The organism is Legionella norrlandica, assembly GCF_000770585.1.
Taxonomy (GTDB): Bacteria; Pseudomonadota; Gammaproteobacteria; order Legionellales; family Legionellaceae; genus Legionella; species Legionella norrlandica.
On the sequence record NZ_JNCF01000016.1, the window covers coordinates 1 to 25943 of the forward strand.

Consider the following 25943-nt stretch of genomic DNA (forward strand, 5'->3'; position numbering starts at 1 on the left):
TTATCATTTTGGCGCGACATGAAATTCAACTGAAATTCAACAGCTTCCCTATCCGTCCCATCAGAACAACTCTATTTTTCATCTGTCGCTTAGAACTAATACTAGGTTAATTGATGCATTATGATCTATACTTCGTCTCCCATGAAAGTTTTTAAACTGCATGGCACTCAGGAGAATCTTATTAACATAAATAATTAAGAGGAAACGGTTATGAGTAAAAAATATATATGGTTAACTGCTTTTGCATTTCTACTAACCTTAGGACAACCCGTTTTTGCTGACACAAATGACAATAACCAGTCAAAACCATGTCTTTGCAGAGATTTTAAAAAACAATTCAGTAAGTTAAATCTAACTCAGGAACAAAAAGCTAAAATTAAAGCGATTAAAACCCAAGCCCGCAGCATAACAAAAGCTAACTACAAACAACTCAAAGTGATTAAGCAACAAATCAACGCCTTGATTATGAGTGAGAAAATAGATGAAGCCAAATTGGATAATTTGATCAGCCAAAGAAATAAAATAACAGGAGCAATGCTAAAAAATCGTATTATGATGAAAAACCAAATTTACAATGTGCTTACTAATGAACAAAAATTACAATATAAAAATATGAAGCAAAGCCACACTTAACCACATATAATCTGAATCTTTCAGCAGAATCTTTATGAAACTGCTGAAAGATAAATCAGATTAGATAATCCTTCACCGTTGTTTTCTCAGGAAATAATATCCTTGTCCTAACTATAAAAGCCCAAAATAAGCTGCCGCCGCTGCACTAGCCAAAAGAAAAAGGGTGAATATTAGCGTGCGTATAGCATTTTTCTTTGTTTTGGATTTCATAGAAAATCCTGGTGTTAATTTTATTTAAAGTATAGTCCATATTAAATCGCTCATAACTATTTTATAATTGGTAAAAACTCACAATTTCAGTTACTATTTTTCTTTTTGTTTAGTCTTACAATAATTTTCTGCGATGTATCGGAATCAATCATTTAAAAATTACCGCGCTGAATCCCAACATCAACGATTTAGGCTTCATTTATTAATAGCCATTCTTATTATTTTATCTTTAATACTTATTTTAAGATTAGCCTTCCTACAAATATCAGAATTTAAACGTTACCAAACTCTATCTTTAAAAAATCAAATGAGCGTTATTCCTATTGCTCCTCCCAGAGGAGTAATTTTAGATAGAAATGGAGTGCTGTTAGCTGAAAATATCCCCGTCTATGTTCTTGAGATTACTCCTGAACGAATTAAAGACATGAAACAAACACTAGTGAAGCTTCAAGAATTGCTTCCTTCAATCACCGAAGAGGACATCGATAACTTTCATAAGGCCAGGTTACAAAATCGTTCTTTTGTCCTATCCCCATCAAACTAAAGTTAACTCAAGAAGAAGTAGCCATTTTTGCCAGTAACCAATACCATTTCCCCGGAGTAAGCATTAAAGCCAGATTGATGCGTCATTATCCTCTTGGCGAAATGACCGCTCACGCTTTAGGTTACGTTGGCAGAATAAATTTACAGGAGTTAAAGCAAGTTAATTCCACTAACTATCGAGCAACGAATTTTATTGGTAAAGCTGGCGTTGAGAAATATTATGAAGATATTCTACATGGCACAGTAGGATATCAAATGGTTGAAACTGATGTCAGCGGTCGTACTCTAAGAATCATAAATAAAATTAATCCTCATTCAGGAACTAAGCTTTACTTAAGTATTGACGCCAGACTTCAGGAGGCCGCTTATAATGCACTTAAGGATAAACGTGGTGCTGTGATTGTTATAAATTCCCACAATGGTGAAATTTTGACAATGGTTAGCTCGCCAAGTTTTGATCCCAATCTGTTTGTCAGTGGTGTTAGTAAAAAAGATTATAAAGTTTTATCCAATGCGCTCCAAAGACCACTTTTTAACAGAGCTGTTAGGGGTGTGTATCCCCCTGCATCAACCATCAAGCCATTTGTAGGATTAGCTGGCCTGGATAAAGGCTTTATCACAACCACCACCGAGATTTATGACCCTGGAAAATACAAATTGCCTACTGCTAGCCATATTTACAGAGATTGGAAAAAAACCGGACATGGAGTCATTAATTTCAAACGCGCTATTACAGTATCTTGTGATACCTTTTTTTATCAATTAGGTAACAAAATGGGAATTTCCAATATTGAAGACATGCTGGTGAAATTTGGTTTAGGACAATTAACACACGTTGATCTTCATGAAGAAGCTAGTGGGATAGTACCCAGTGCTCGCTGGAAAAGGCAAACAAAGGGTGTATCATGGTACCCTGGTGATACGTTAATTACTGCCATAGGTCAAGGATTTATGTTGGCTACCCCATTACAAATGGCCAATGCTACTGCTGCTTTAAGCCAGCATGGACAACGCTTTAGACCACATCTTTTAATCAAAACAGTGAATAGTGATACTAATGAAACTGACGAATACAAGCCCATTGAAGAGTACCCAGTTTACCTGAAAGATGGGTCGAATTGGGATGTAGTAATTGATGCTATGCATAGCGTTCTTACCAGTAACGAAGGAACAGGTTATCGTTTTGGAAGAAATCCTCCTTATCCAGTAGCTGGAAAAACTGGAACAGCACAAGTATATAGTGGAAGACAGTATGAAAAGACCAAATATGAAGACATCCCTGAACATTTGCGGGATAATTCTTTATTTATTGCATTTACGCCTGTGGAAAAACCCGACATTGCCATTGCTGTAGTAGTTGAAAATGATACTATTGCTTCAACAGTAGCCCGTAAAGTGCTCGATGCTTATTATCAACTTTATCCGATGAAAAAGAGATTATGAAAAGACATACGAACAAGCCTGTATACCGCTTTACTGTTAAGTCCCTTCATCTTGATTTTCCATTACTAGGATTAATAGTCACTCTTATTGCATTTGGGCTCCTAATTCTTTACAGTGCTTCAAATGCCAACATGGGTATGATCATGCGTCAGTCCATCAGGCTGCTCTTTGCTTTTCTAATTATGTTTATTCTAGGATTTATACCACCTCATAAATATAAAATTTGGACCCCATGGATTTATGGAATAGGCTTAAGCCTGCTAATTGCAGTCATGTTAATGGGAAAAATAGGAAAAGGGGCCCAACGATGGCTAGAATTAGGGCTATTTCGCTTTCAGCCTTCTGAAATTATGAAATTAGCTGTTCCTATGATGGCCGCCTGGTTTTTTGATCGGCAATCACACCCAAGTAGCTTAAAATCAATTGGGATTGCTTCTCTTATTATTTTTATCCCTGCACTACTCATTGCGAAACAACCTGATTTAGGCACTGCAATTATGGTGGCCTCTGCTGGTTTATGTGTTGTCTTTTTAGCTGGGATACGTTTTAAAATCATATTACTCATTACTTTATTAATGTGTTCCGCTGTTCCCATTGTTTGGAATCTGATGCATGACTATCAAAAGCAAAGAGTCTACACCCTTATAGACCCAGAACAAGATCCACTGGGTGCCGGTTATCATATTATTCAATCCAAAATAGCGATTGGTTCAGGGGGCTTAATGGGTAAAGGATGGTTAAACGGCAGCCAGTCCCATTTAAATTTCTTACCTGAGCATGCTACGGATTTTATCTTTGCTGTAAATGGTGAAGAATTTGGATTCGCAGGCGGGTTTGCCATTATTGTCCTGATAGTTCTAATTTCCTTGCGTAGTCTAAATATAGCCAGCAATGCACAAACCACTTATACTCGTCTTCTTGCAGCCAGCCTGGCCATGACTTTCTTTTTATCTGCTTTTGTTAATATTGGTATGGTCATGGGGATTATTCCAGTGGTGGGTATTCCACTTCCACTGGTTAGCTATGGAGCACAGCCATGGTAACTTTTTTAGCTAGTTTTGGAATTTTAATGTCAATAAGCTCACACAGGATATTATTCAATAGTTTAAACTAATTTTTTGGCTAACCGGTGAATAACTTCTTCGATGAATTTTGCAAGGGCCTAAACGTTGCAATGCATTTTTATGGGCTGGGGTCGCATATCCTTTATGCTCCGCAAAACCATACCCCGGATATATCTTATCAAGCTCAATCATTTCTTCATCACGCAAGACTTTAGCAAGAATCGATGCTGCGCTAATTTCTGGGATTAAGCGGTCTCCCTGAACAATTGCTTTACAAGGGATGCCCAACTGAGGAATATGCAATCCGTCAACTACAACCATATTAGGTTTAATAGGCAAAGATTCGATAGCCCTTTGCATTGCTAATAATGTAGCATGATGAATATTGAGCCTATCAATTTCTTCCACCTCAGCTCGGCCAAATGCAAAAGCCAATGCCTCTTCTCTTATTTTGATAGATAATAATTTTCTTTGCTTAGGACTTAATACTTTAGAGTCAGCCAACCCTTCTATAGGTTTTTTTAGAATAACCGCAGCAGTGACCACTGCTCCAGCAAGCGGCCCACGTCCCACCTCATCTACACCCGCTGTCAATATCTCTTGTTCTAAATTCATACCATTGTTCCTGCGGAAAAATTAGGTCGTACGATAATATTGATTTAGTATAAGTTCAACAAAAAAATATATATTGATCTTGTTTTCTTCAATTCAATAGAGTAACCCTAGGAAATATAATTGATTTATCTATAAGGAAATGCGATCATAAGTACAAATAATTATCAATTGATGATCTTAATGAATAAAATTCGTTGTGCAGTAATTGGCGTTGGTTATCTTGGCAGATTTCATGCTCAAAAATACCAACTTCTTCCAAATGCTGAGTTAGTAGCAGTTTGCGATATCAACTCTACTGCTTGTGAAACAGTTGCAAGAGAATTAAATGTCCCGGCCTATTCCAATTATCGTGACTTATTTGGTCATGTAGATGCTGTTAGTATTGCTGCAACTACTAATAAGCATTTTGAAATCGCAAAACTCTGCTTGCAACAGGGAATACATGTCCTGATTGAAAAACCTATCACTGAAACAGTCAGCCAAGCTGAAGAGTTAATTCAACTTGCAAAACAACATCAAGCGAAACTGCAAGTCGGGCATTTAGAGCGCTTTAATTCAGCCCGCATTGCACTGGATGAATACCTGCATACCCCATTGTTTATAGAATCACAGCGGCTCGCGCCATTTAATCCTCGCGGCACTGACGTCAACGTAGTATTAGATTTAATGATTCATGATATAGACCTGATTCAAAACATAGTAAAGAGTCCAATCCAATCAATTCTGGCATATGGAACTCCCGTGCTAACAAAAGCAATTGATATAGCAAATGCTCAAATTACTTTCGCTAATCATTGCGTAGCCAATATAAGTGCTAGCCGAGTTAGTTTTAAAACAGAGCGAAAAACCAGAATATTTCAAGAAAATTCTTATATTTCAGTTGATTACCATAATAAGCAATTTGCTATTTTTAAAAAGGGGTCTGGCGAAATGTTTCCAGGTGTTCCTGACATTATTAAGGAACAAAAAGAATTTGAAAAAGGAGATGCCCTGCTTGAAGAAATAAAAGCATTTCTAAGGTGCATAGAAAGTGACACTGTGCCAATTGTTACAGGAGAGGAAGGACGAGAGGCACTTAAAACAGCAGAACAGGTCACCCAATTAATTTATAATAACCTTGCTGAACGCCATGCTGCATGCTAATCGTATTGTTATTGTAGCTGGCGAAGAATCTGGTGATAACCACGCGGCAGAATTGATAAGGGAATTAAAAACCGTATATCCAAACCTCGAAGTAAGTGGTATCGGTGGGAAACATATGAAAGCTGCTGGAGCCCATTTAATTTCAGATCTAGCACAGTATGCTGTCACCGGCCTGACGGAAATAATTCCTTTCTTAAAGATATTCCGAAAAGCCTTTCAGGATATTAAATTGCATCTAAGTAAGCAAAAGCCAGACCTGCTGATTTTAGTGGATTATCCTGCTTTTAATTTAAGATTGGCTAAATATGCAAAGAAAAAATTAGGCCTTAAAATCATCTATTATATTAGTCCTCAAATCTGGGCATGGAAAGGTAAGCGAATACATCTGATTAAAGAATGTGTTGACAGGATGGCTGTCATATTCCCTTTTGAGAAGTCAATCTATAAAGATGCCGGTGTGCCTGTAAGCTTTGTGGGTCATCCTTTAGTAAAAAAACTGGCTTCTATACAGGATAAAATCTCCAGTAGGATATCCCTGCAATTGCCTTCAAATGCGCAAATTATCGCGCTATTGCCAGGAAGTCGAAATCATGAAATTGAACGACATGTCCCCATTTTAGTTGAGACAGCCAGATTATTGACGAAAAATTATCCTGGACTTCAATTCGTAATTCCTATAGCAGGAACAATCAATCCAGACAAAATAAAAGCTTATTTCAACAATCAAGCTTTAGCCATTACTTTTATACAAGGGCGCGCAATAGAATGTATGTCTGCTGCTGACTTTGTTATTGTAGCCTCTGGGACTGCTTCATTGGAGTGTGCTCTATTGGAAAAACCAATGTGCATTATTTATAAATCATCTTTTCTTACCTATGTTGCTGCCATGCATTTTATTCAAGTTAAGTTTCTGGGCTTATGTAATCTTTTAGCCAATAAAATGATGGTCCCTGAATTTCTGCAATATGATTGTAATGCTACTGAATTATCAAGATATATTTCTGATTTTCATCAAGATCCCAACCAACCTCAGTCAATGATTAACCAACTGATTAAACTTAAAGAATCCCTGTCATCAAACAAATCCGACTGCTCCCTTTTTGATCTTGTAGTGGCTGAATTGCCCATAAAAAATGCATAGTTTTAGTAGGAAAATCTAGATTATCATTTAGCCTTCATGTACAATTAATTTTGCTTTCATTTACATGTAAGCAATTGGACTGTACGATTTAATCAAATAATAAGGAAGTTAAGATGAATGTCATTGATACACAAGCTACAACTCAATCCATTAAACAAGAACAAGGTTTACAGGATTTAGTTTACAGTTTGGTTACCCGCTTTCTTGCTGAAAATAAATCTAAATCAATTAATGATCTTTATGACATGATATTGTCAGAAGTTGAACCACCCCTGTTGCAAGCTGTAATGGAAAAACGTCGTGGCAATCAATTACAAGCAGCTAAGATGTTGGGTATTAGTCGCGGTACAATTAGAAAGAAATTACAAAAATATTTCGGTACCAAATATTTTCGCTTAACTGATGAGTAAGGGAAATTTAGCAATAAAAAAGGCTCGAAATTCGAGCCTTTTTTATTGCTACGTGACAAAGACCTAAGAAGCTACCAAGAGCCTATTCACTCGATTCACAAACTCAGCAGGATTATCAAGTTGTCCTCCTTCTGCTAAAACAGCTTGCTCAAATAGCATGGTAACCATAACTCAAACTGAGTATCGTCTTGAATATCATGCAGCCGCTTAATCAATGCATGATCAGGATTGATTTCAAAAATAGGTTTACTCACTGGGACTTGCTGACCGGCCGCTTGCAAAATTCTTTGCATTTCAAGGCCCATATCTTGTTCATCCGCAACAATACAGGCAGGAGAATCTGTTAAACGATTAGTGAGCAGGACTTCTTTTACTTTCTCGTTTAGAACTGATTTAATATGTTTAATCAATGGCTCTAGAGTTTTTTCTTGCTCTTTAATCTGCTCAGAGGATTCATCTCCCAGTTCAACCTTACCTTTTGCAATAGATTGCAGCTTTTTACCGGCAAATTCATTCAAATAGCCTACGAGCCATTCATCTACTTTATCACTGAGCAATAATACTTCTATTCCTTTTTTCTTGAATATTTCTAAATGAGGCTATTTTTGGCCGCATTATAGCTAGAGGCAGTAATATAATAAATTTTATCCTGTCCCTCTTTCATACGACTTACGTATTCATCCAGTGAAGCATCCTGTTTCTCACTACCGCTTGCAGTAGTTGAAAAACGAAGTAACTTGGCAATGGCTTCTTTATTAGTGAAATCCTCAATAGGACCTTCCTTCAATACTAAACCAAACTCGTTCCAAAATTTCTGGTAGGTGTCTTTATCGCTAGAAGCCATTTTATCCAACATAGATAAAACCCGCTTAGTACATGCGGCACGAATAGATTCTACTTGTTTATTGTCTTGTAATATTTCCCTAGAAACATTAAGCGGCAAATCACTGGCATCCACAATACCCTTTACAAATCGCAAATAACGCGGTAAAAATTGAGTGGCTTCATCCATAATAAACACCCGCTTAACATAAAGTTTAAGGCCGTGTTTTACTTCATGCTGCCATAAATCAAACGGAGCATGAGCAGGAATGTAGAGCAATGTAATATATTCATGCTTTCCTTCCACATGGTTATGAGACCAGGTTAATGGATCCAGGTAATCATGAGAAATATGTTTATAGAGTTGCTTATAGTCTTCCTCACTAACTTCAGACTTCTGCAAAGTCCAAAGTGCAGTAGCTTTATTAACTGTTTCAAACTCTTTTGATTCTTTACCCTCTTCGGCTTGTTTTTGCATTACGATAGGCCAGCAAATGTGATCGGAGTATTTGCTAATGACACTGCGAATACGCCAATCACTTAAAAAATCTTCATCTTCTGGCTTTAAGTGCAAAGTAATTTCTGTGCCGCGAGTCGATTTTTTCTCATACCCTATAGTAAACTCGCCAGCACCATTAGACTCCCATACAATCCCTTCTTCCGGTTTTAATCCGGCACGACGGCTTTTAACGGTGACTTTATCTGCCACTATAAATGCAGAATAAAAACCTACTCCAAATTGTCCAATTAATTGGGAATCTTTAGCCTGCTCCCCCGTTAGTTGGCTAATGAATTCTTTTGTTCCAGACTTAGCAATTGTTCCTAAATTCTCTACCGCCTCTTCCCAACTTAAACCAATTCCATTATCACTCACTGTGATTGTTTTAAGTTTTTCGTTAACCTGCACACTAATTTTTAAATCAGAGTCATTTTCAAATAAGGAACCATTTGATAAAGCCAAGAATCGCAATTTATCTAAGGCATCAGAAGCATTAGAAATTAATTCCCTAAGAAAGATCTCTTTATTGCTATAAAGTGAATGCACGACCAAATGAAGCATTTGTTTCACTTCAGTCTGAAATCCCATAGTTTGCTGCTTGCTAACCATTAAACACTCTCCCATGTATCGCATTTTTGTCGTAAGTGATATGAGTCTTCTTTAAAAGGAACTTATTTAATTAGAGAAAACTCGACTCTGATGGCCCTCGTATAGAAGGCAAAATCTTCTATTGGATAATATCTATTCCCCAATAAAAGACATGAAATACCTTGTTAATTATTTTCTCATATAGGGTTAATTTATCGAATTTCAAGGGCACCACATAATAAAAAACAGGTTTTCCCACACTTACTCTAAAAAATTAAAGCCAGCCATTGTTAATAACCCACCAGAATGTATGATTAATATCTTGCCTTTCAGTTGCTTTTTTTCTATATATTTTCTTGTTTCATAGAATAACTTGGCAGAATAAATTGGGTCTGCCAAAATCCCTTCCTCATAAGCCAATTTTTTGATTTCTTCTTTAATCGTGTGATTCAAGGCTCCAAATGATTTTGCTGTTGTAGGATAAAAACAGCAATAATTACCTGAAGTTGTGCCCAACCAACACTTCATTTTTTCTTTAAAAATCCTCTCGTCATCGGCTAGTAATAAAACATGAATTAGTCCCTCATGCTGTAATTCATAAAAACCTCTAATCAAAGCAATTGCTGAGAAACCTGTTCCTGCATCAATAAAGACATGGTCAAAAGCAAAGCCCAGAGTCCTTTCATTATATACAATATCCTTTGCCAGAGACAGAGCACCCTCCATGGATTCAATGACATTGGCTCCTTCATATAAAATATAATTAGGTTCTTTCAAAGTACTGCAATAACGCTCCGCTAACTCATTAACTTGATGCCATTCTTCTCGATTTACCCAAACAATTTCCTGATCTCGAAGAAAAAGAAGGCTTAATTTAAAATTACCCTGAATTTTCGAATGAGTAGGTTTAATTAAAAAGGTCGTAACCTGCAGTTGGGATTCCCTTGCCACCTGCAATGCGGCTAATAAATTATTAGATTGAGGGCCTGCAATAATAATCAAATGGCGAATATCTTTCTCTTTTAGAAAAGGGATTAAACTGGCGTATTTTCTTATTTTTGAGCCATTAATACCACAACCTAACTCATCGTCTCTTTTGATATAGCACTCTACCCCCTGACTAGGAAAATGGTTAAGACGATGGACTCGACTAGTTAAATTCCACATTATAATACCGATTAATATAAGCTTTAAAATTTGCAAATAAAGTCTTAATGAATTCGAATAAAATTCAAACAATTTTGATCAGATGTTTCTTTATCAAAATGATAACCCGATTCAGCAAATTTCTTAATTTGATCTAAAGAATCTATCCTATTCTGCATCATGTATTTCGCCATTATACCTCTGGCTTTTTTGGCAAGAATACCAATCATTTTCAAATCATTATTCTTTTGCTCATAAAAATTAATGGTCACAACGGGATAGTTTAACTTCTCTTTATCTACTACTTTAAAATACTCAGTTGATGCCAGATTAATAAGAATGGGATTATTATGGCGGGCTAATATCAAATTCAAGAAACCCGTAATTGTTTCACTCCAAAATGCATACAGATTCTTACCTTCAGGATTTTCTAAATTGACCCCCATCTCTAGTCTATAAGGTTGAATTCTATCCAGAGGTCTTAACAAACCATATAAACCAGATAAAATTCCCAAATGGATTTGGGCATACTGAATATCTTCTGGCGCCCAGGTCACCGCATTGAGTCCTTGATATACATCTCCCTGAAACAAAAACAACGCAGGATAGGAAAGGTTGAGGGGATTATTTTTAAGATCAAAATCTTGATATCTATTATAGTTTAATTGAGCGAGTTCTTTAGATAAATCCATTAGCTTTGCAATTTGCTCAATTGATTTGGATTTCATTATTTTTACCAATTGTGAAGTTTTATCAACCAATAGAGGATCGGTGGTTTCTTTAGAATAAGGTGTTGATATATTTAATAGCTTCTTAGCGGGTGATAATAAAGTTAACATAAATAACTGCCTTAAATTAGAATCTATGATTTTTCTTATAAACAATTGCACTAACCATGTATCTCAGGCAAGCACTGCTCTAGTTAGCTTTTATATTTTTATTTCTGCCTTTAACCATACCTACCCGAGGCCTATGCATATATATTGTGATACTCTCACTTGTTTTGACTACTTCACCATTAGCATTTAGGACTTGAACAGCTATGGTGTGAGAGCCTCTGTAGATTCCATTTAATTGAAAAAGCAAATTAGGTTGTGGATCACCAAGCGGAGCTCCATCAAAAATAAGTTGCAAATTGTCTCCAGAAGACAAATCGGGTTCTATTTGAACAGCAACAACAACATATCCCTGGTTATTCCGAATTGTTGCCTCATTCTGAGGCTGAATAATTTCTAGCCTGGTATATTTTTCCTCTTCTTCCTTTTTCACTTCCTTTGGTTCAGAAGAACCACCTGATCCATTCTCAGGTGGTGTGTAGGTTTGAGTCTCAGGAATTTTTACTTTTTCAGCGCCTTCATGAGGCTTATCGCTGAAATGAACAACACCCTGACTATCGGTCCATTTATAAATTTGCGCATGAGAACAGCAAATTATCATCATTAAAAGGACAAATGACACCAGTTTGTTCATATGAGCTGAGTCCTTAGAGGCTATAATATAACTCAAATTCAAAAGGATGAGTCAAACTTCTGATTTTAGTAATTTCCTCTTCCTTCATTTGAATGTAGTTATTAATAAAGTCTTTGGTAAACACATCACCTTGTAACAAGAATTCATGATCAGCACGCAAGTGATCCATCGCCATTTCCAAAGAAGAGCACACGGTTGGCACATCGACAAGCTCCTCAGGTGGCAAATCATAAAGATCTTTATCCATAGGTTGACCAGGGTGAATTTTCTTTTGGATACCATCTATTCCTGCCATCATCATTGCAGAAAAAGCAAGATATGGATTCGCTGTAGGATCTGGGAAACGCACTTCAATGCGACGGGCTTTAGGGTTACTGACGTGTGGAATTCGAATCGCTGCTGAACGATTTCTAGCGGAATAAGCCAATAGCACGGGGGCTTCAAATCCAGGTACTAATCTCTTATAGCTATTAGTAGAAGGATTGGTAAATGCATTCAAAGCACGAGCATGTTTAATAATGCCACCTATGAAATATAAGGCAGTCTCAGAAAGCCTGAATACTGGTCACCAGAAAAGAGATTATATCCATCTTTATAAAGTGACAAATGGCAGTGCATTCCACTTCCGTTATCCCCTACTAAAGGTTTCGGCATAAAGGTAGCCGTTTTGCCATAATTGTGTGCTACGTTATGAATCACATATTTTAGAATTTGCAATTCATCTGCCTTTTTAGTTAAGGTATTAAAACGAGTAGCCACTTCGCACTGATTCGCTGTCGCTACTTCATGATGATGTGCTTCAACGACTATTCCCAAAGATTGCAACGTCATGCAAATCGCTGAGCGAATATCATGAGAGGAATCAACAGGAGGAACAGGGAAGTAACCGCCTTTCAATGGAGGTCTATGGCCAATATTTCCACCTTCCATTTCCTTGCCAGAATTCCATTGAGCTTCTTCAGAATCAATTTTATAAAATGAACCACTAATACTGGTTTCCCATTGCACGTTGTCAAAGAGAAAGAATTCAGGTTCTGGCCCAACATAGACACCATCAGCAATTCCTGTAGAGCGCAAATAATTTTCTGCACGCTGAGCGAGAGAGCGTGGACACCTGTCATACCCCATCATTGTCTGAGGATCAACCACATTACATCGTATGAATAACGTGTTGTCCTGAAAAAACGGATCAAGCTGTACTGAAGTTAAATCTGGTATTAAAGCCAAATCTGATTGATGAATTTTCTGCCAACCTTTGAAAGATGATCCATCGATCATTTTTCCATTTTCAAGAAAGTCTTCGTCAACAGCCGAAACAGGTATTGTAATATGTTGCTCTTTTCCACGAATATCTGTAAATCTTAAATCCACAAACTTTGCATCGTTTTCTTTAATAGCGTCAAGCACTGCATTTTTAGTCATCATTAGTCTCCAGGATAGTCCGCCCTATAGTTTACCTTAAGTGACTTATTAAACCCAATAGATTAAACTCTATACTTTTAATTTTAACTAAAATAATATGGGCGCATACCAATATCAAGCGCTAAAAGCAAATGGCAGCGTGCGTAAAGGGGTCATAGAAGCCGATTCCGAACGTCATGCACGCCAATTACTACGTGAGCAAGGGCTAATTCCTACACAAGTACAAACATTGGCTCAACAACGCACCGCTGCGAGTAAAAGTAAAATCTCTGCTGCTGATTTGTCATTGCTTACGAGACAACTGGCTACGCTGCTTGCTGCGGGCATCCCTGTTGAGGAATCATTGCGCGGTGTCAGCGAACAAACAGAAAAAGATAAGGTAAGAGAGCTTATTATTGGAGTTCGTGCCAAAGTTCTTGAGGGGTATGGTTTAGCTCAGGCAATGGCCCAGTATCCTAATGCCTTTCCGGAACTCTACCGAGCTACAGTCGGTTCAGGAGAACAGACAGGACGTCTTGATATCGTTTTAGAAAAACTAGCTGATTATACTGAAAAACAACAACAAACACGCCAGAAAGTTCAGCAAGCATTGATTTATCCTTTACTCATGATCATTGTTTCTACTGCGATCATCAGTTTTTTACTTACTTTTGTTGTTCCTAAAATTATTGACGTATTTACCGAAAGTGGACAAACTTTGCCACCTATGACTCAAATACTTATTAACCTTAGCCAATACATCAAAGCTTATGGTTTGTATACTTTGTTAGCTTTGATTCTGATTTTGATTGGGTTTAAAAAGAGTCTAAGTAATGTAAAAATAAAAACAGCTTGGCATAAATTAATACTTAAGCTCCCTATTGTTTCCTATCTGGTCAAGACAATCAATGTTGCCCGATATATTCACACTTTTGGAATTTTATTTGCTGCCGGAGTGAGTGTACTTGAAACCATGCGCGTTTCAGCAAGCCTGGTAACCAATCTTGTTATGAGACAAGCATTCGATACAGCCACTCTCAGAGTAAGAGAAGGCAGTGGAATCAATGAAGCCCTTAAAGAAACAGGATTCATTAGTCCTATGGCCATACATTTGATTGCCAGCGGTGAAAAGAGTGGTCAACTTTCAGATATGATGGAACGTTCAGCTACTCACTTGGACAATGAAGTCAATCGTCTCATTGATACTTCATTAACACTTTTGGAGCCTATGGTTATTCTTTTAATGGGTGCTGTAGTTTTGTTCATTGTTCTTGCTACCTTATTGCCTATTTTTTCAATGGAGCAATTGGTGACTTAACTATATCGAATTTCACTGTGTCCAGCTTCACCAACTTCTAATCCAAAATCTATTAGGCTTCTTTCGAAACTCTACTGTCATGGAGAATTGCTTTGTCGATAGGTGCTCGAATCCTCATGTACTAATGAATACATTGCGGTTCTGTGCCCCGTTTCACCTCACACTCCTCTCATGGTAGCGGTTTCGAAAGAAGCCTATTCATAGCAAGCAATATTTGTGTTATAATTTAACATTTCGTTTTAAGAGGTACACAAATGAATCGACAAAAGGGCTTTTCTTTGATTGAAATTATGGTTGTCGTCGTCATATTAGGGATATTGGCATCCATAGTTGTTCCCAAAATCATGGGACGACCAGATGAAGCACGTAAAGTAAAAGCCAAGCAAGATGTTTTAGCTATTCAAAATGCTCTTGATCTGTATAAGCTTGATAATGGCACCTACCCCACTACAGACCAAGGATTAATGGCTCTGGTGGAAAAACCAAGCACGAATCCTGCCCCAACGAATTGGAAACAATATCTTAAATCATTACCGAAAGATCCATGGGGAAGAGAATATCTTTACTTAAACCCAGGACAACATACTGATGTAGATGTTTTCACTTATGGGGCAGCAGGACAGCCTGGCGGGACAGGGATAAATGCAGAAATTGGTAATTGGGATGACCACTCATAGGGGATTTACCCTAATAGAAATTCTGATTGTTATAGTGATTATAGGCATAACCTTGGGTTTGCCTTAATCGCTTTTGGTGATTTTGGTGAAAGCAAACGGATACAATTTTTAGCAGAACAATTAGTGAATAATTTAAATTTAGCACGACAGCAAGCTATTTTAGAGTCGAGCACACTTGGGTTAAAAATAGATAATACCAGTTATCAAATTCTGAAATTTCAAGACAATAAAGGATGGAACACTATCTCAAACAAAGGAATTTTTAAGCTTTATTATTTCCCCAAAAATACCGTCATTACTCTTAAAACAAATCACAGGCCCGCTCAAGGAGCTCCAGCAATTGTTATCACATCTTCTGGCGATATGACTCCTTTTACTTTAGAATTTGGTACTGATAAAGAAAAAGGGATAGTCAAACTAACAGGCAGTCACGATGGCAGCTTAAATTTTACCATGGCAAAACCCCAATGATGCCAAAATACAAATTACCCAAATTCATATATGGATTTACTTTGATTGAGGTCTTATTGGCTCTTGCTGTCATTGCCATTGCATTAACCGCCCTTCTTAAAGCAACAGCACAAAATACAGAAAATACTCATAGAATCAAAGAAAAAACAATTAGCCATTGGGTAGCGATGCAGGGTGTTGCAATGATTCAGTTAAACCTGCTACATACCTCTCAAAGCCAAGAATCAACTCAAGCAACTACTATGTTAGGGCAAAAATGGTACTGGAGAGCAAAAATCAGTGCCACCCCTATCAAACGGATGCAGCGGATAACCATTTCAGTCAGCCCAAAACAAACTGGCCCGTTTAGAGAGGAGTTGACAGCATTCAGGTATTTACCATGATTACGAATAGAGGATTTACCCTCATAGAAATATTAATCGCTCTCACTGTCTTCGCTATATTAGCGACTATTACGTCCTCAACTCTGTACTATGCATTCAATACCCGGACCCGAGTTAATGCCCAAGCAGAGCGTTTAAATGCACTTCAATTGGCCGTAAGCATTATTCAACAAGACACCTTTCAAACGGTAGAGCGTGCAATAAGAGGCAATGAAATGCGATTATTCCCCATATTTGTAGGTCAACCTCAATATCTTGAATTAACCAGAGACGGCTTTATTAATCCAAATAGCGCTGAAAAACGCAGTACTCTTAAACGAATCGCTCTTATCTGTCAGGATGACAAACTGATACGCAGAACATGGAGCACGTTAGATCCAATTGACAGAAACATCTATGAAGATAAGATTCTACTGGATAACATAACAGAATGTCACTTTAACTATTTAAATCAAAACTTACAGCCTCTCCCAGAATGGCGAGAACAAGCAATTACCCAAAATCAACGCAGAGAACCTTTGCCTAAAGCAATCCAAATGAATCTTAGCCTCAAAGACTGGGGCGAAATGAATATGCTTTTTATCATACCTGGAGCTCTCTATGTTTTTAACTAGATTGCTTGCAAAACCCATCTCTCCCCAAACTGTCTTAGTGTTTTCAAATAAGCCAAGGGAAGTCGGAACACAAGGATCCCGGAGAAAACCAAAACTCTCTTCCAAACAAAAAATGAAAGGGAGCGCTCTCTTGACTGCCCTATTTATTATGACATTAGTTGCAATAGTTGCTACTGCCATGAGCACCCGATTGCAATCCGATATTTATCGAACAAGATTGGTTATTACCCAAGATAAACTGTACTTTGCCACCCAGGCGGTTATGATCTGGGCTCTTAATGAATTACAGAATAAGAACAATCATTTTACTAAAACAAATGAACTAGGCATGGTCGCTCAATATCCTAAAAATATGGAAAATATTGACAATCAAATCCAAATAAGCGGCGGTCTTTATGATTTGCAAGCCCAGTTTAACCTCAATAACCTAATTGAAAAAAAATCTATCCCAACCTTTATGCACCTAATCAATCAAATCTACCCAAAAGCAACGGGCCTTGAGCGAGCTAATTTAGCGTTAGGAGTAAAACACTGGGTTCTTGCCTATAGCTTAGGGAGAGGAGAAGACATTTTTACTTCCTATTATCTCTCTCAAAAACCACCTTACTACCCAAGTCATCAACTCATCAAAAGTAAATCCGAGTTTCGCTTAGTGAAAGACGTGTCAGCACCAATTTACCTTACTCTTGAGCCTTTTATCACAGCTTTACCAGAATCAACCAGTATTAATATTAATACTGCATCAAAACCAATACTAATGTCATTAGGGGATGGACTTAATGACTCCCAAGTAAATGAATTAATAAAAGTTAGAGAAGAAAATGGTATTACTGATCTTAAAGACATTAGTGAGTTATTAAAAAAATTCAATATACCCAATGATCAAATTACTATTGAAAGTCAGTATTATCTCAGCGTTGCTTCTTCAAAAAGCGATGAATTTAACTTAGTTGTTTATTCATTGCTCAAACGCAGTCGTGACAGAAAAGGAAAGTTTTCTATCAGCGTTATTCGAGAAAGTATTAACAGCTTTTAGCAAAGTTCTGATGCAGAAAATAGGACGAACTTTTTCCTTTATCAACGTGAGTTCGATATAAGAAAAATCGGAGGTTTTGCTTGTATCGAACTGGATTATTTTGAATTAATTATCATAATTTTCTTGGCTTTCCAAGGGGCCCAGTTCCTTAATCATTTTATCAGCCTCTGACTTTTCTTGCTCGGTAAGCTTAGATTCTAAAGAACTGAGTTGTTTCGTGGCCTCTTCATTTTTATTTTCGGCAGCAATTTTAAGCCAAGCATACGCTTTCACTAAGCTTTTATTAACCCCTAGTCCTGCCAAGTACATATAACCTAACTTGGCCTGACCAACTGGGTTTCCTTGTTTTGCTGCTTTGCCAAACCAATAAGCAGCCTGTTGATAATCTTTGTCAACTCCAGTACCAGTTAATAATAATTGTCCTAATTGAGCTTGTGCTTCCGGTTGTCCTTTTTCAGCAGCAGATTGATACCAATAGACTGCTTTTGTCGGGTCGGCATCTACTCCATAACCCTTCAGATAATAATAGGCTAAATAGGTTTGAGCGTTAACATGCCCATGATTGGCCGCTTGAGAAAACCAATAAAAGGCAGCCTTATCGTCAGGAGCCACACCTCCTTCCTGTCCAGTATATAATAATCCTAAGCTATATTCACCCTTCTCATCTCCCTGTTCCGCTGCTTTCTGATACCACTCAAACGCTTTGGTTATGTCTTTTGGAGTTCCTTTTCCCATCATATACTGATAACCCAGATTGACTTGAGCTTTACTATAACCTTGATCAGCTGCTTTCTTAAACCAGACGAATGCTTTCTCGTCGTTGGCAGGAACTCCATCCCCAGTGGCATACATTAGCCCTACATTTCTTTGGGCAATTGGATTTCCTTGCTCTGCAGCCTTCATATACCACTTAAACGCTTCTGCAAAATCCTGAGGAACCCCCTTCCCCGTATCATACATAAATCCCAAACTTAACTGAGCCAAGGCATTATTCTTATCAGACGCTTTTTGATACCAGTTTCTTGCTTCTTCATAATTGGTTGTCACACCATAGCCATATTGATACATACGCCCCAATAAATACATGGCTTCCTCATTACCGTCTTTCGCTGCCTGCATCAAATGCGGATAAGCCGTAGTGTAGTCGCCATTTTCGAACGCAGCAAAGCCTACCAATTCATCAGCAAAAACAGTGCTATTAATTGCCAATAACAGAGCTAAGAAAAAACCACGCATACTGGCTCCATTTCTATATCCTGTTAATTTAAGAGTAGAATAAAGAAACAACAAAGCAAGTTATTTAACGCGGAAATTGTTTGGCTTCTAATTCAATTTCCACCCAAATTCTTTTTCAATATATTTAATAAATTAAAAGATGGAGAAGAGATAGGTGATGTTGAAACAATAATTAGCTCAATTTTAACATCAAAACCTGTTTTTCCTCATTACGAATTAGGGGAAGGATTGGATAAGATCAGGGACAAGATCGTACAACTCGATGGTTAGGACTAAAAACAAGTTCAGTTTCTGCATTTGAAAAAATGGTTAAAGAAGCTGAAAAAAGCTTTGAATCCCCTCATCAAAGCTTTAGAAATCTTCAATATGAGATAATGTTTACAACACTACTGCCAGCCTGCAGGTTGGGTCATTTGGCCTGAGGTTAGTAATTTCAACAAATCACTTATTGGATCAGGATGCCCCACCTACTTGCTACTTGCTGAATAGATAATCCTCTTATTTTAAGCTAGAGAGCCTCAAATATTGCTGCAGCGCCCATTCCTGTGCCAATACACATGGTAACCATACCATAGCGGCCTTTTGTTCTTCGTAACCCATGTAACAATGTCGCAGTCCTTATAGTACCTGTTGCTCCTAGAGGATGTCCTAAAGCAATAGCTCCGCCAACTGGGTTGACTTTTTCTTTGGGTAGATCAAGCTCCTTAATAACAGCTAAAGCCTGGGCAGCAAACGCTTCATTCAACTCAATCCAATCCAATTGATCCAGTGTAATTCCAGCACGCTTTAATGCAAGAGGGATCGCCTTTACTGGTCCAATCCCCATAATCTCGGGAGGAACACCAGCCACGGCAAAACTCATTAAGCGTCCTAAAGGCTTTAAATCATATTGTTTTAAAGCCTCCTCGCTAGCAAGTAAGGCAATACCTGCACCATCACTCATCTGCGAACTATTTCCGGCAGTGACTGTGCCGTTTAATGCAAATACTGGCTTCAATCGAGAAATCACTTCAAAGGAAGTATCTGCTCTGGGGCCTTCATCCTTACCCACCAATTTTCTCTTTATTTCGACTTTGGAAGTTTCTAAATCCGCGTATCTTATTGATATCTCAATAGGACTGATTTCTGCATTAAAATCCAATCGCTCTTGAGCAGCGATCGCTTTCCGATGGCTTTCTATAGCAAATTCATCTTGTTGTTCACGGCTAATTTCCCATCGTTTCGCTACAGTTTCTGCAGTGATACCCATACCATACGCTATGGCCACATGCTCATTATTAAATATTGTAGGATTTGCAGTGTACTTATTTCCTCCCATAGGAACCATAGACATACTTTCAACGCCGCCACCTAGAGTTAAGTGAGCTTCACGATTACGTATAGCATCTGCTGCAGTAACTATACTTTGTACGCCAGAAGAGCAAAAACGATTAATCGTCATTGCAGGGACAGATTGAGGCAAATCAGCCAATAAAGATGCAATCCTTGCCACATTCATGCCTTGTTCAGCTTCCGGCATGGCACAACCTATTACCACATCCCCTACTTCTTGCCAATCAATATCCTGATGTCTATGCATTAAACATTTTATAGTATGCGCTAATAAATTATCAGGTAATGTATTCTTAAAAACACCTCTTGGTGCTTTACCTACCGGGGTGCGTAACACATCAACCACATATACGTCAGTCATCACAATTCTCCTTGCTTAATTACGCAGTGGCTTACCAGTCTCTAATAGATGACTGATTCTGGCCTGAGTTAATGAGGTGTTGGCAAGCTTTACGAACGCGTCTCTTTCTAATTTTAGCATCCATTGTTCATCAACCAATGTCCCATAATTAACATCTCCACCACAAAGAACTCTTGCTAATTCGTTAGCCAGGAAATAATCATGCTGCGATATAAACCCACCTTCCAGCCAATTCACTAAACCAGATTGGAGACGAGCATGCCCTTCAATACCAGCCACTTTAAACCGCTGTATACTCAAAGGTGGGAGATAATTAGCCGCTTGCATAGTTTTAATTTTAGTCAAAGCAACATATAAAACTTCATCAGCGTGCATGACAATAGTATCATTTGAGCGTAAATATCCCATATTCCTAGCATCCAATGCACTTTGAGCGACTTTAGCAGTTGCAATTTGTTGGAAAACAGGTAATAGGAAAGAGACTAAATCAACGTTCTCTGCCTGCTGAGCCACACGCATTGCCATTTCTTTGCAACCACCACCAGCCGGAATTACACCTACCCCAGCCTCAACTAATCCTGGATAAGCTTCAAAAGCGGAGACAACGGCGTCGCACTGCATCATTAATTCGCAACCCCCACCTAATGCGCGCCCTCTTAATGCAGCAATTGTTGGAATAGAACTATATTTTAAGCGCGTTGCTATCTGTTGGAATTGTTTAACCATATTTTCAAGAGCTTGGCTAGTTCCATTCATTAGCAATTGAGAAACACCTCGTAAATCAGCTCCAGAGCTAAAATTAGAGGCATCTGATTGATAAACAATTAATCCCTGGCAATTCTTCTCCGCGATGTCTATGGCAGCCTCCAATCCATCAAGAACAGATTGACCAATTGTATTGGCTTTACTTTTAAAATTAATGACTGCTACATCGTCTTTGAGGTGCCATAAGCAAACACCCTCATTTTCATAAATGACATTAATAGGATGGTGAGATTCCTTTAAGACTCTATCGTGAAAAAACTGCTTGTGATAAACAGGCAAATGACTTCTAGCCTGATAATTATTGCTGTGTGGCGAATAAGCTCCGTCCTTAGTATAAAAGGCTTCAATCTCAGACAACCAACCTGGCAATTTGGCGCTGCTTAATGCCGTATTATCTTGTATTGAATGTTCAATTTGCTGAGTTACACTTTGTAATTCAGAAAGTTGCCACGTTTCGAAAGGTCCTTGTGACCAACCAAATCCCCAGCGAATTGCCAGATCAACATCTCTTACATTTTCTGCAATATCCTCTAAATGATAAGCACAGTAATGGAATAAATCTCTGAAGCAGGCTGCTAGAAATTGGGCTTGTTTATTGGTTGAAGTCATTAAGTTTTTCATTCGCGCCTCAGGGTCTATGATGCGCATAATAGCCTTCAGCTCGTCACTGACCTCAGTCTTAGCTGGTCTGTATTGTCCAGTTTTAATATCGTAAACTTCTATTGTTTTGCCATTTTTTCTATAAATCCCTTGGCCTGATTTTTGCCCTAAGTGCCCCTCCTTGATTAAACCATTTAACCAATCGGGTAATGTGAACAAGCGATACCATGGATCATCCGCCAGTTGGGACTGCATGGTATTAATAACGTGTTGCATAGTGTCCAAACCCACAACATCCATAGTTCGAAATGTCGCAGATTTTGGTCTGCCTAGTAATGGTCCTGTTAAAGCATCTACTTCATCAAAACCCATATCCATTGCAAGAGTATGGTGCATAGTTGTTAATAATGAAAAGACACCTATTCGATTCGCAATAAAATTAGGGGTATCTTTAGCTCTTACTACTCCCTTTCCTAAACGGCTTGTTAACCAAGTTTCCAATTGGTCAAGTAATTTGGGAGATGTGGATTTAGCTGGGATGAGTTCTGCCAAATGCATATAACGTGGGGGGTTGAAAAAATGAACGCCGCAAAAATTCTCCCTGAATTGAGTAGGCAAAACATGACAAAGACTATTGATACTTAGCCCTGAGGTGTTGCTTACCAGAATAGATTTTTCTGATAGATAAGGAGAAATTCGATTATATAAATCTTCTTTCCAATCAAGACGTTCAGCTATTGCCTCAATGATTAGATCACAGGAGGATAAATCACCTAGGTCTTCTTCGTAATTTTTTGCCTGGAGTAATTCGGCTGTTTGTGGTGCTGCAAGAGGAGTTGGTTTTAGCTTGCCTAAATTAGTAATGGCTTTATGTACCAGTCCATTTTTAGGGCTTTCTTTTGCAGCCAAATCAAATAATAAGGTCTCTATTCCAGCATTCACACAATGTGCTGCAATTTGAGCACCCATAACACCTGCCCCTAAAACCGCAATTTTTTTAATGAAAAAAGGCTCCTGCATTGCTATTTCCTCGCGTTGGTTATATATCCAAAACTTCAAAATACTAGGTTTAGCTGATTGAATTTTAGTATTTACTGCGCATATCTGCTCCCTCACGGGATCGCGGCTCAGCTTGAAAAATAATCTGAGCAGTGACCGTAAGGAAGCGGATAATATGCCTTATTCAACAAAAAAGCCTAGCAAGCCTCTTGAAGTCCTTTGGATACAGATTAATGCTTTTATTGATATGCAATTGTCTTCTGATCATAGAACTAAATAGCCTACTCACTATGATTTCCATTTCTATTAAGACAAATTAAAGCGAATCCCTTGAGCCAAAGGTAATTCATCTCCCCAGTTAATAGTATTAGTTTGCCGTCTCATATAGGCCTTCCAAGAATCAGATCCTGACTCACGCCCGCCACCAGTTTCTTTTTCACCGCCAAATGCGCCTCCTATTTCAGCGCCAGAAGTGCCAATATTAATATTGGCAATACCACAATCACTTCCACAAGCGCTTAAAAAGGACTCTGCATTTTTTAAATTTTGGGTAAATAAGGCAGAAGACAATCCTTGGGGAACTCCATTATGTAAAGCTATCGCCTCTTCCAAAGTACGATAGGACATTACATAAAGAATTGGCGCAAAAGTCTCTTCCTGTACAATATCCCAGTCATTTTTAACATCACAAACCAGGGTAGGTTGAACAAAAGAGCCTGGTTGTTTTAGTGCTTCACCGCCAAAAACAATTTGGCCACCAGCTTCTTTTATTCTACTAATTGCTTTTTTAAATTGTTCAACAGCTTGCTGATCAATTAAAGGTCCCATTAAGTTTTTGCTATCAAGAGGATCCCCAATTGCTATTTGCTCATAGGCATGTTGTAGTCTTTTAATAACATCTTGATATTTTGATTCATGAACAAATAAACGTCGTGTAGTGGTACAACGTTGACCAGCAGTACCTACTGCACCAAACACTATGGCAGGAATAGCCAGGCGCAAATCAGCAGACTCATCAAGAATAATAGCATTATTTCCACCCAACTCCAGGATGCTTTTGCCAAGCCGAGATGCCACTTTTGCTGCGACCTGTCGACCAACTGCCGTTGAGCCGGTAAAAGAGATAAGCGGAATTCGCTTATCATCCACCATTGCTTCAACTACATCGTGCGATTTAGGAATAACTAGACTGAATATTTCAGGGCAGTTATTTTCTTGCAGTACTTGATTACAAATATGTTGAACAGCCACAGCACAAAGAGGAGTTTTTGCAGATGGCTTCCAAATAGTCACATTCCCGCAAATGGCGGATAAAAAAGCATTCCAAGACCATACTGCAACAGGGAAATTAAAGCTGAAATGACGCCAACAATCCCGTAGGGGTGCCATTGCTCATACATTCTGTGGTTAGGCCGCTCCGAATGCATGGTATTTCCATATAACATTCTTGATTGACCTACGGCAAAGTCAGCAATATCAATCATTTCTTGAACTTCACCATCGCCTTCTTGCTTTGATTTACCCATCTCTAGTGAAACCAGGCTTCCCAGACTGTCTTTTTGCTCTCTAAGAGCCTGGCCTATTTGCCTGATGATTTCACCTCGCTTTGGAGCTGGTACCTTTTTCCAAGCTTGTGCTGCTTTTTCTGCCCGCAGCATTACTCGCTCATAATCTTCAATTGTACAGGTTGCGATTTCGGCAAGCTTATTCCCATTGCTTGGGTTAAAAGATTCAAGAATATGATTGTGGCTTTCACTATGCCAACCATGCCCACTAAAAGCGCCAGGGTTTACTGGTTTAATATTTAAGCGATTTAATAAGTCCATAAACACTCCTAGGCGTAGTATTGTCCAAAGCGATTTTTCAATACTTGAAACAATTTAAAATTCTCTTGCAGAATAAGCCCTTTATACTCATTCTCTTGCCCCAGTACCAAGTCGACAACAGCACATACACCTGATGCCGTACTAACCTGAATTGCAGACCACTCCAGACCTCTAATCATGGCTGGATAAATTTTCTTAACATAACTTTTTTCAGTTAATTCACCTTGTTTAATACCTTCTACAGTAACATAGACTATCACAATATCCTGGTAGGTTTTTGGAATAGCATTCTCTAATATTCTCTTTAACGTAGCACGATCCTCATTTAATCGTAAGTCATTCATTAAGAAGCGCATTTTTTTACAATGACCAGGATAACGCATGGTTTTGTAATTCATCGATTGCACTTTCCCAGCGTATAATTCAGCCAAACTTCCCAAACCGCCTGACGTGTTAAACGCTTCATACTCACAACCATCAATTTGAATTGACTCCAATCCTTCAAGAGGAGCCATTACTACATCCTTGCCACCTTCTATTCCATAGCAAGGATTACCGTACTCATTAATGACCCCATCAGTTGACCATGTTAATGAATAGTGGAGTGCATTATTAGCTCGTTGCGGAGTGCTCCCACTCGCAATTTTGCATGATGGCATTTGTCAAATTCTTGCATCAAACTATTTGCTGCAATACTGATAAAACCTGGTGCTAAACCACATTGAGGAACAAAAGCTGTTTCAGCATTTTGAGCGATTGCTTTTACCGCTTCTGTGACAGAAGTATCTTCAGTTAAATCAAAATAATGGGCTTTAGCAGCTTTAGCAGCTCTGGCTACATGAGTATTTAAAAAATAAGGAAGACTAGAAATAACGGCAATAATATTATGTTTTTCTAGATAAGCTCGTGTAGATTGTTCATCTTTAACATCCAATGCCACTGTTTTAATTTCAGGTAATGCAGTTAATAACCTTGTTACATCAGAGCCACTAAACTCTACATCTGCCAAATGGACTTGATAAGACCCACTATCAGCCAATAGACAAGCAATTAAGCTACCTATCTTTCCTGCACCGGTAATCATTACGTTGTACATACAATCAATCCTTCTCCTTTGTAAAACCTGATAATCCTACACAAATTATTAAAGATTAGATAGATCAAAAGTTAAATCAATGCAGAAATACAAAAAGCATA

Annotated in this window: 19 protein-coding genes and 7 pseudogenes; 15 read left to right on the forward strand and 11 right to left on the reverse strand. The window is 38.2% G+C overall.

Annotation, left to right across the window (positions count from 1 at the left end):
* Window positions 1–210 precede the first annotated feature (210 nt).
* The 3 genes and pseudogenes from OK13_RS05690 (at window position 211) to rodA (ending at window position 3943) form a co-directional block, all read left to right on the forward strand.
* A complete protein-coding gene (locus OK13_RS05690; RefSeq protein ID WP_035888730.1) occupies window positions 211–633 on the forward strand; it encodes a Spy/CpxP family protein refolding chaperone in 423 nt (140 codons plus the stop codon).
* A gap of 343 nt (window positions 634–976) precedes the next feature.
* Window positions 977–2829, forward strand: a pseudogene (gene mrdA, locus OK13_RS05695) (penicillin-binding protein 2).
* A pseudogene (gene rodA / locus OK13_RS05700) lies at window positions 2826–3943 on the forward strand (rod shape-determining protein RodA). The pseudogenes mrdA and rodA overlap by 4 nt, the downstream one beginning before the upstream one ends.
* On the opposite strand, the gene rnhB reads toward rodA, so the two are convergent.
* Window positions 3927–4508, reverse strand: a complete 582-nt coding sequence (rnhB, locus tag OK13_RS05705; RefSeq protein WP_035888732.1) for a ribonuclease HII — start codon at window positions 4506–4508, stop codon at window positions 3927–3929. The pseudogene rodA and the gene rnhB overlap by 17 nt on opposite strands.
* A 180-nt stretch (window positions 4509–4688) precedes the next feature.
* On the opposite strand from rnhB, the gene OK13_RS05710 reads away from it, so the two are divergent.
* From OK13_RS05710 to OK13_RS05720, 3 genes are all read left to right on the forward strand, one after another.
* Window positions 4689–5651, forward strand: a complete 963-nt coding sequence (locus OK13_RS05710; protein WP_035888808.1) for a Gfo/Idh/MocA family protein — start codon at window positions 4689–4691, stop codon at window positions 5649–5651.
* On the forward strand, window positions 5638–6792 hold the full coding sequence (gene lpxB / locus OK13_RS05715; protein WP_035888735.1) for a lipid-A-disaccharide synthase: 1155 nt from the start codon (window positions 5638–5640) through the stop codon (window positions 6790–6792). Before OK13_RS05710 ends, lpxB begins: the two co-directional genes overlap by 14 nt.
* 113 nt (window positions 6793–6905) lie before the next feature.
* Complete coding sequence (locus tag OK13_RS05720) at window positions 6906–7202, forward strand: helix-turn-helix domain-containing protein (RefSeq protein ID WP_035888736.1); 297 nt, start codon at window positions 6906–6908, stop codon at window positions 7200–7202.
* 63 nt (window positions 7203–7265) lie between these two features.
* Here the strand turns inward: OK13_RS05720 and htpG are convergent.
* From htpG to glnA, 5 genes and pseudogenes are all read right to left on the reverse strand, one after another.
* Window positions 7266–9132, reverse strand: a pseudogene (gene htpG / locus OK13_RS05725) (molecular chaperone HtpG).
* 240 nt (window positions 9133–9372) lie between these two features.
* Window positions 9373–10278 (reverse strand): pyridoxal-phosphate dependent enzyme, encoded by a 906-nt coding sequence (locus tag OK13_RS05730; protein WP_035888811.1) that lies wholly within the window; start codon window positions 10276–10278, stop codon window positions 9373–9375.
* Window positions 10279–10322: 44 nt separating this feature from the next.
* Window positions 10323–11096 carry a peroxide stress protein YaaA gene (yaaA, locus tag OK13_RS05735; RefSeq protein WP_035888739.1) on the reverse strand — a complete coding sequence of 258 codons (774 nt, stop codon included), beginning with the start codon at window positions 11094–11096 and terminating at the stop codon, window positions 10323–10325.
* Between the two features lie 79 nt (window positions 11097–11175).
* Window positions 11176–11727 (reverse strand): DUF4124 domain-containing protein, encoded by a 552-nt coding sequence (locus tag OK13_RS05740; protein ID WP_035888823.1) that lies wholly within the window; start codon window positions 11725–11727, stop codon window positions 11176–11178.
* Window positions 11728–11740: 13 nt separating this feature from the next.
* Window positions 11741–13149: pseudogene (gene glnA, locus OK13_RS05745) on the reverse strand (type I glutamate--ammonia ligase).
* Between the two features lie 97 nt (window positions 13150–13246).
* Here glnA and lspF point away from each other — a divergent pair.
* The 7 genes from lspF (at window position 13247) to lspK (ending at window position 17627) form a co-directional block, all read left to right on the forward strand.
* Window positions 13247–14446 carry a GspF family T2SS innner membrane protein variant LspF gene (gene lspF / locus OK13_RS05750; protein WP_035888741.1) on the forward strand — a complete coding sequence of 400 codons (1200 nt, stop codon included), beginning with the start codon at window positions 13247–13249 and terminating at the stop codon, window positions 14444–14446.
* 254 nt (window positions 14447–14700) lie between these two features.
* The gene (lspG, locus tag OK13_RS05755; protein ID WP_035888747.1) at window positions 14701–15123 is read left to right on the forward strand and encodes a GspG family T2SS major pseudopilin variant LspG; all 423 of its coding nucleotides are present in this window, start codon (window positions 14701–14703) and stop codon (window positions 15121–15123) included.
* Window positions 15110–15190 carry a prepilin-type N-terminal cleavage/methylation domain-containing protein gene (locus tag OK13_RS15820; protein ID WP_277619276.1) on the forward strand — a complete coding sequence of 27 codons (81 nt, stop codon included), beginning with the start codon at window positions 15110–15112 and terminating at the stop codon, window positions 15188–15190. The genes lspG and OK13_RS15820 overlap by 14 nt, the downstream gene beginning before the upstream one ends.
* 32 nt (window positions 15191–15222) lie before the next feature.
* Window positions 15223–15594 (forward strand): type II secretion system minor pseudopilin GspH, encoded by a 372-nt coding sequence (gspH, locus tag OK13_RS05760; RefSeq protein ID WP_277619277.1) that lies wholly within the window; start codon window positions 15223–15225, stop codon window positions 15592–15594.
* Window positions 15591–15977 carry a GspI family T2SS minor pseudopilin variant LspI gene (lspI, locus tag OK13_RS05765; RefSeq protein ID WP_052117582.1) on the forward strand — a complete coding sequence of 129 codons (387 nt, stop codon included), beginning with the start codon at window positions 15591–15593 and terminating at the stop codon, window positions 15975–15977. The genes gspH and lspI overlap by 4 nt, the downstream gene beginning before the upstream one ends.
* Window positions 15974–16591 (forward strand): GspJ family T2SS minor pseudopilin variant LspJ, encoded by a 618-nt coding sequence (lspJ, locus tag OK13_RS05770; protein WP_035888749.1) that lies wholly within the window; start codon window positions 15974–15976, stop codon window positions 16589–16591. The genes lspI and lspJ overlap by 4 nt, the downstream gene beginning before the upstream one ends.
* Before the next feature lie 112 nt (window positions 16592–16703).
* On the forward strand, window positions 16704–17627 hold the full coding sequence (gene lspK, locus OK13_RS05775) for a GspK family T2SS minor pseudopilin variant LspK (RefSeq protein ID WP_035888828.1): 924 nt from the start codon (window positions 16704–16706) through the stop codon (window positions 17625–17627).
* 105 nt (window positions 17628–17732) lie between these two features.
* Here the strand turns inward: lspK and OK13_RS05780 are convergent, their stop codons facing one another.
* Window positions 17733–18863 carry a tetratricopeptide repeat protein gene (locus tag OK13_RS05780; RefSeq protein ID WP_035888751.1) on the reverse strand — a complete coding sequence of 377 codons (1131 nt, stop codon included), beginning with the start codon at window positions 18861–18863 and terminating at the stop codon, window positions 17733–17735.
* A 171-nt stretch (window positions 18864–19034) separates the two neighbouring features.
* Between OK13_RS05780 and OK13_RS16015 the strand changes: the two genes are divergently transcribed.
* Together OK13_RS16015 and OK13_RS16165 are read left to right on the forward strand one after the other, a co-directional pair.
* Window positions 19035–19133: a hypothetical protein gene (locus tag OK13_RS16015; RefSeq protein WP_420911419.1), complete on the forward strand. Its 99-nt coding sequence runs from the start codon at window positions 19035–19037 to the stop codon at window positions 19131–19133.
* A gap of 14 nt (window positions 19134–19147) precedes the next feature.
* Window positions 19148–19285: pseudogene (locus tag OK13_RS16165) on the forward strand (hypothetical protein); the annotation flags it as partial.
* Between the two features lie 86 nt (window positions 19286–19371).
* Here the strand turns inward: OK13_RS16165 and OK13_RS05785 are convergent.
* The 4 genes and pseudogenes from OK13_RS05785 to OK13_RS16020 all read right to left on the reverse strand — a co-directional run bounded on the left by OK13_RS05785 (window position 19372) and on the right by OK13_RS16020 (window position 25842).
* Entirely contained in the window at window positions 19372–20556 is a 1185-nt protein-coding gene (locus OK13_RS05785) for an acetyl-CoA C-acyltransferase (RefSeq protein WP_035888753.1), read from the reverse strand.
* Between the two features lie 15 nt (window positions 20557–20571).
* The gene (locus OK13_RS05790; RefSeq protein ID WP_035888755.1) at window positions 20572–22941 is read right to left on the reverse strand and encodes a 3-hydroxyacyl-CoA dehydrogenase/enoyl-CoA hydratase family protein; all 2370 of its coding nucleotides are present in this window, start codon (window positions 22939–22941) and stop codon (window positions 20572–20574) included.
* Window positions 22942–23226: 285 nt separating this feature from the next.
* Window positions 23227–24746, reverse strand: a pseudogene (gene amaB, locus OK13_RS05795) (L-piperidine-6-carboxylate dehydrogenase).
* 8 nt (window positions 24747–24754) lie between these two features.
* Window positions 24755–25842 (reverse strand): annotated as a pseudogene (locus OK13_RS16020) (saccharopine dehydrogenase family protein).
* Window positions 25843–25943 lie beyond the last annotated feature (101 nt).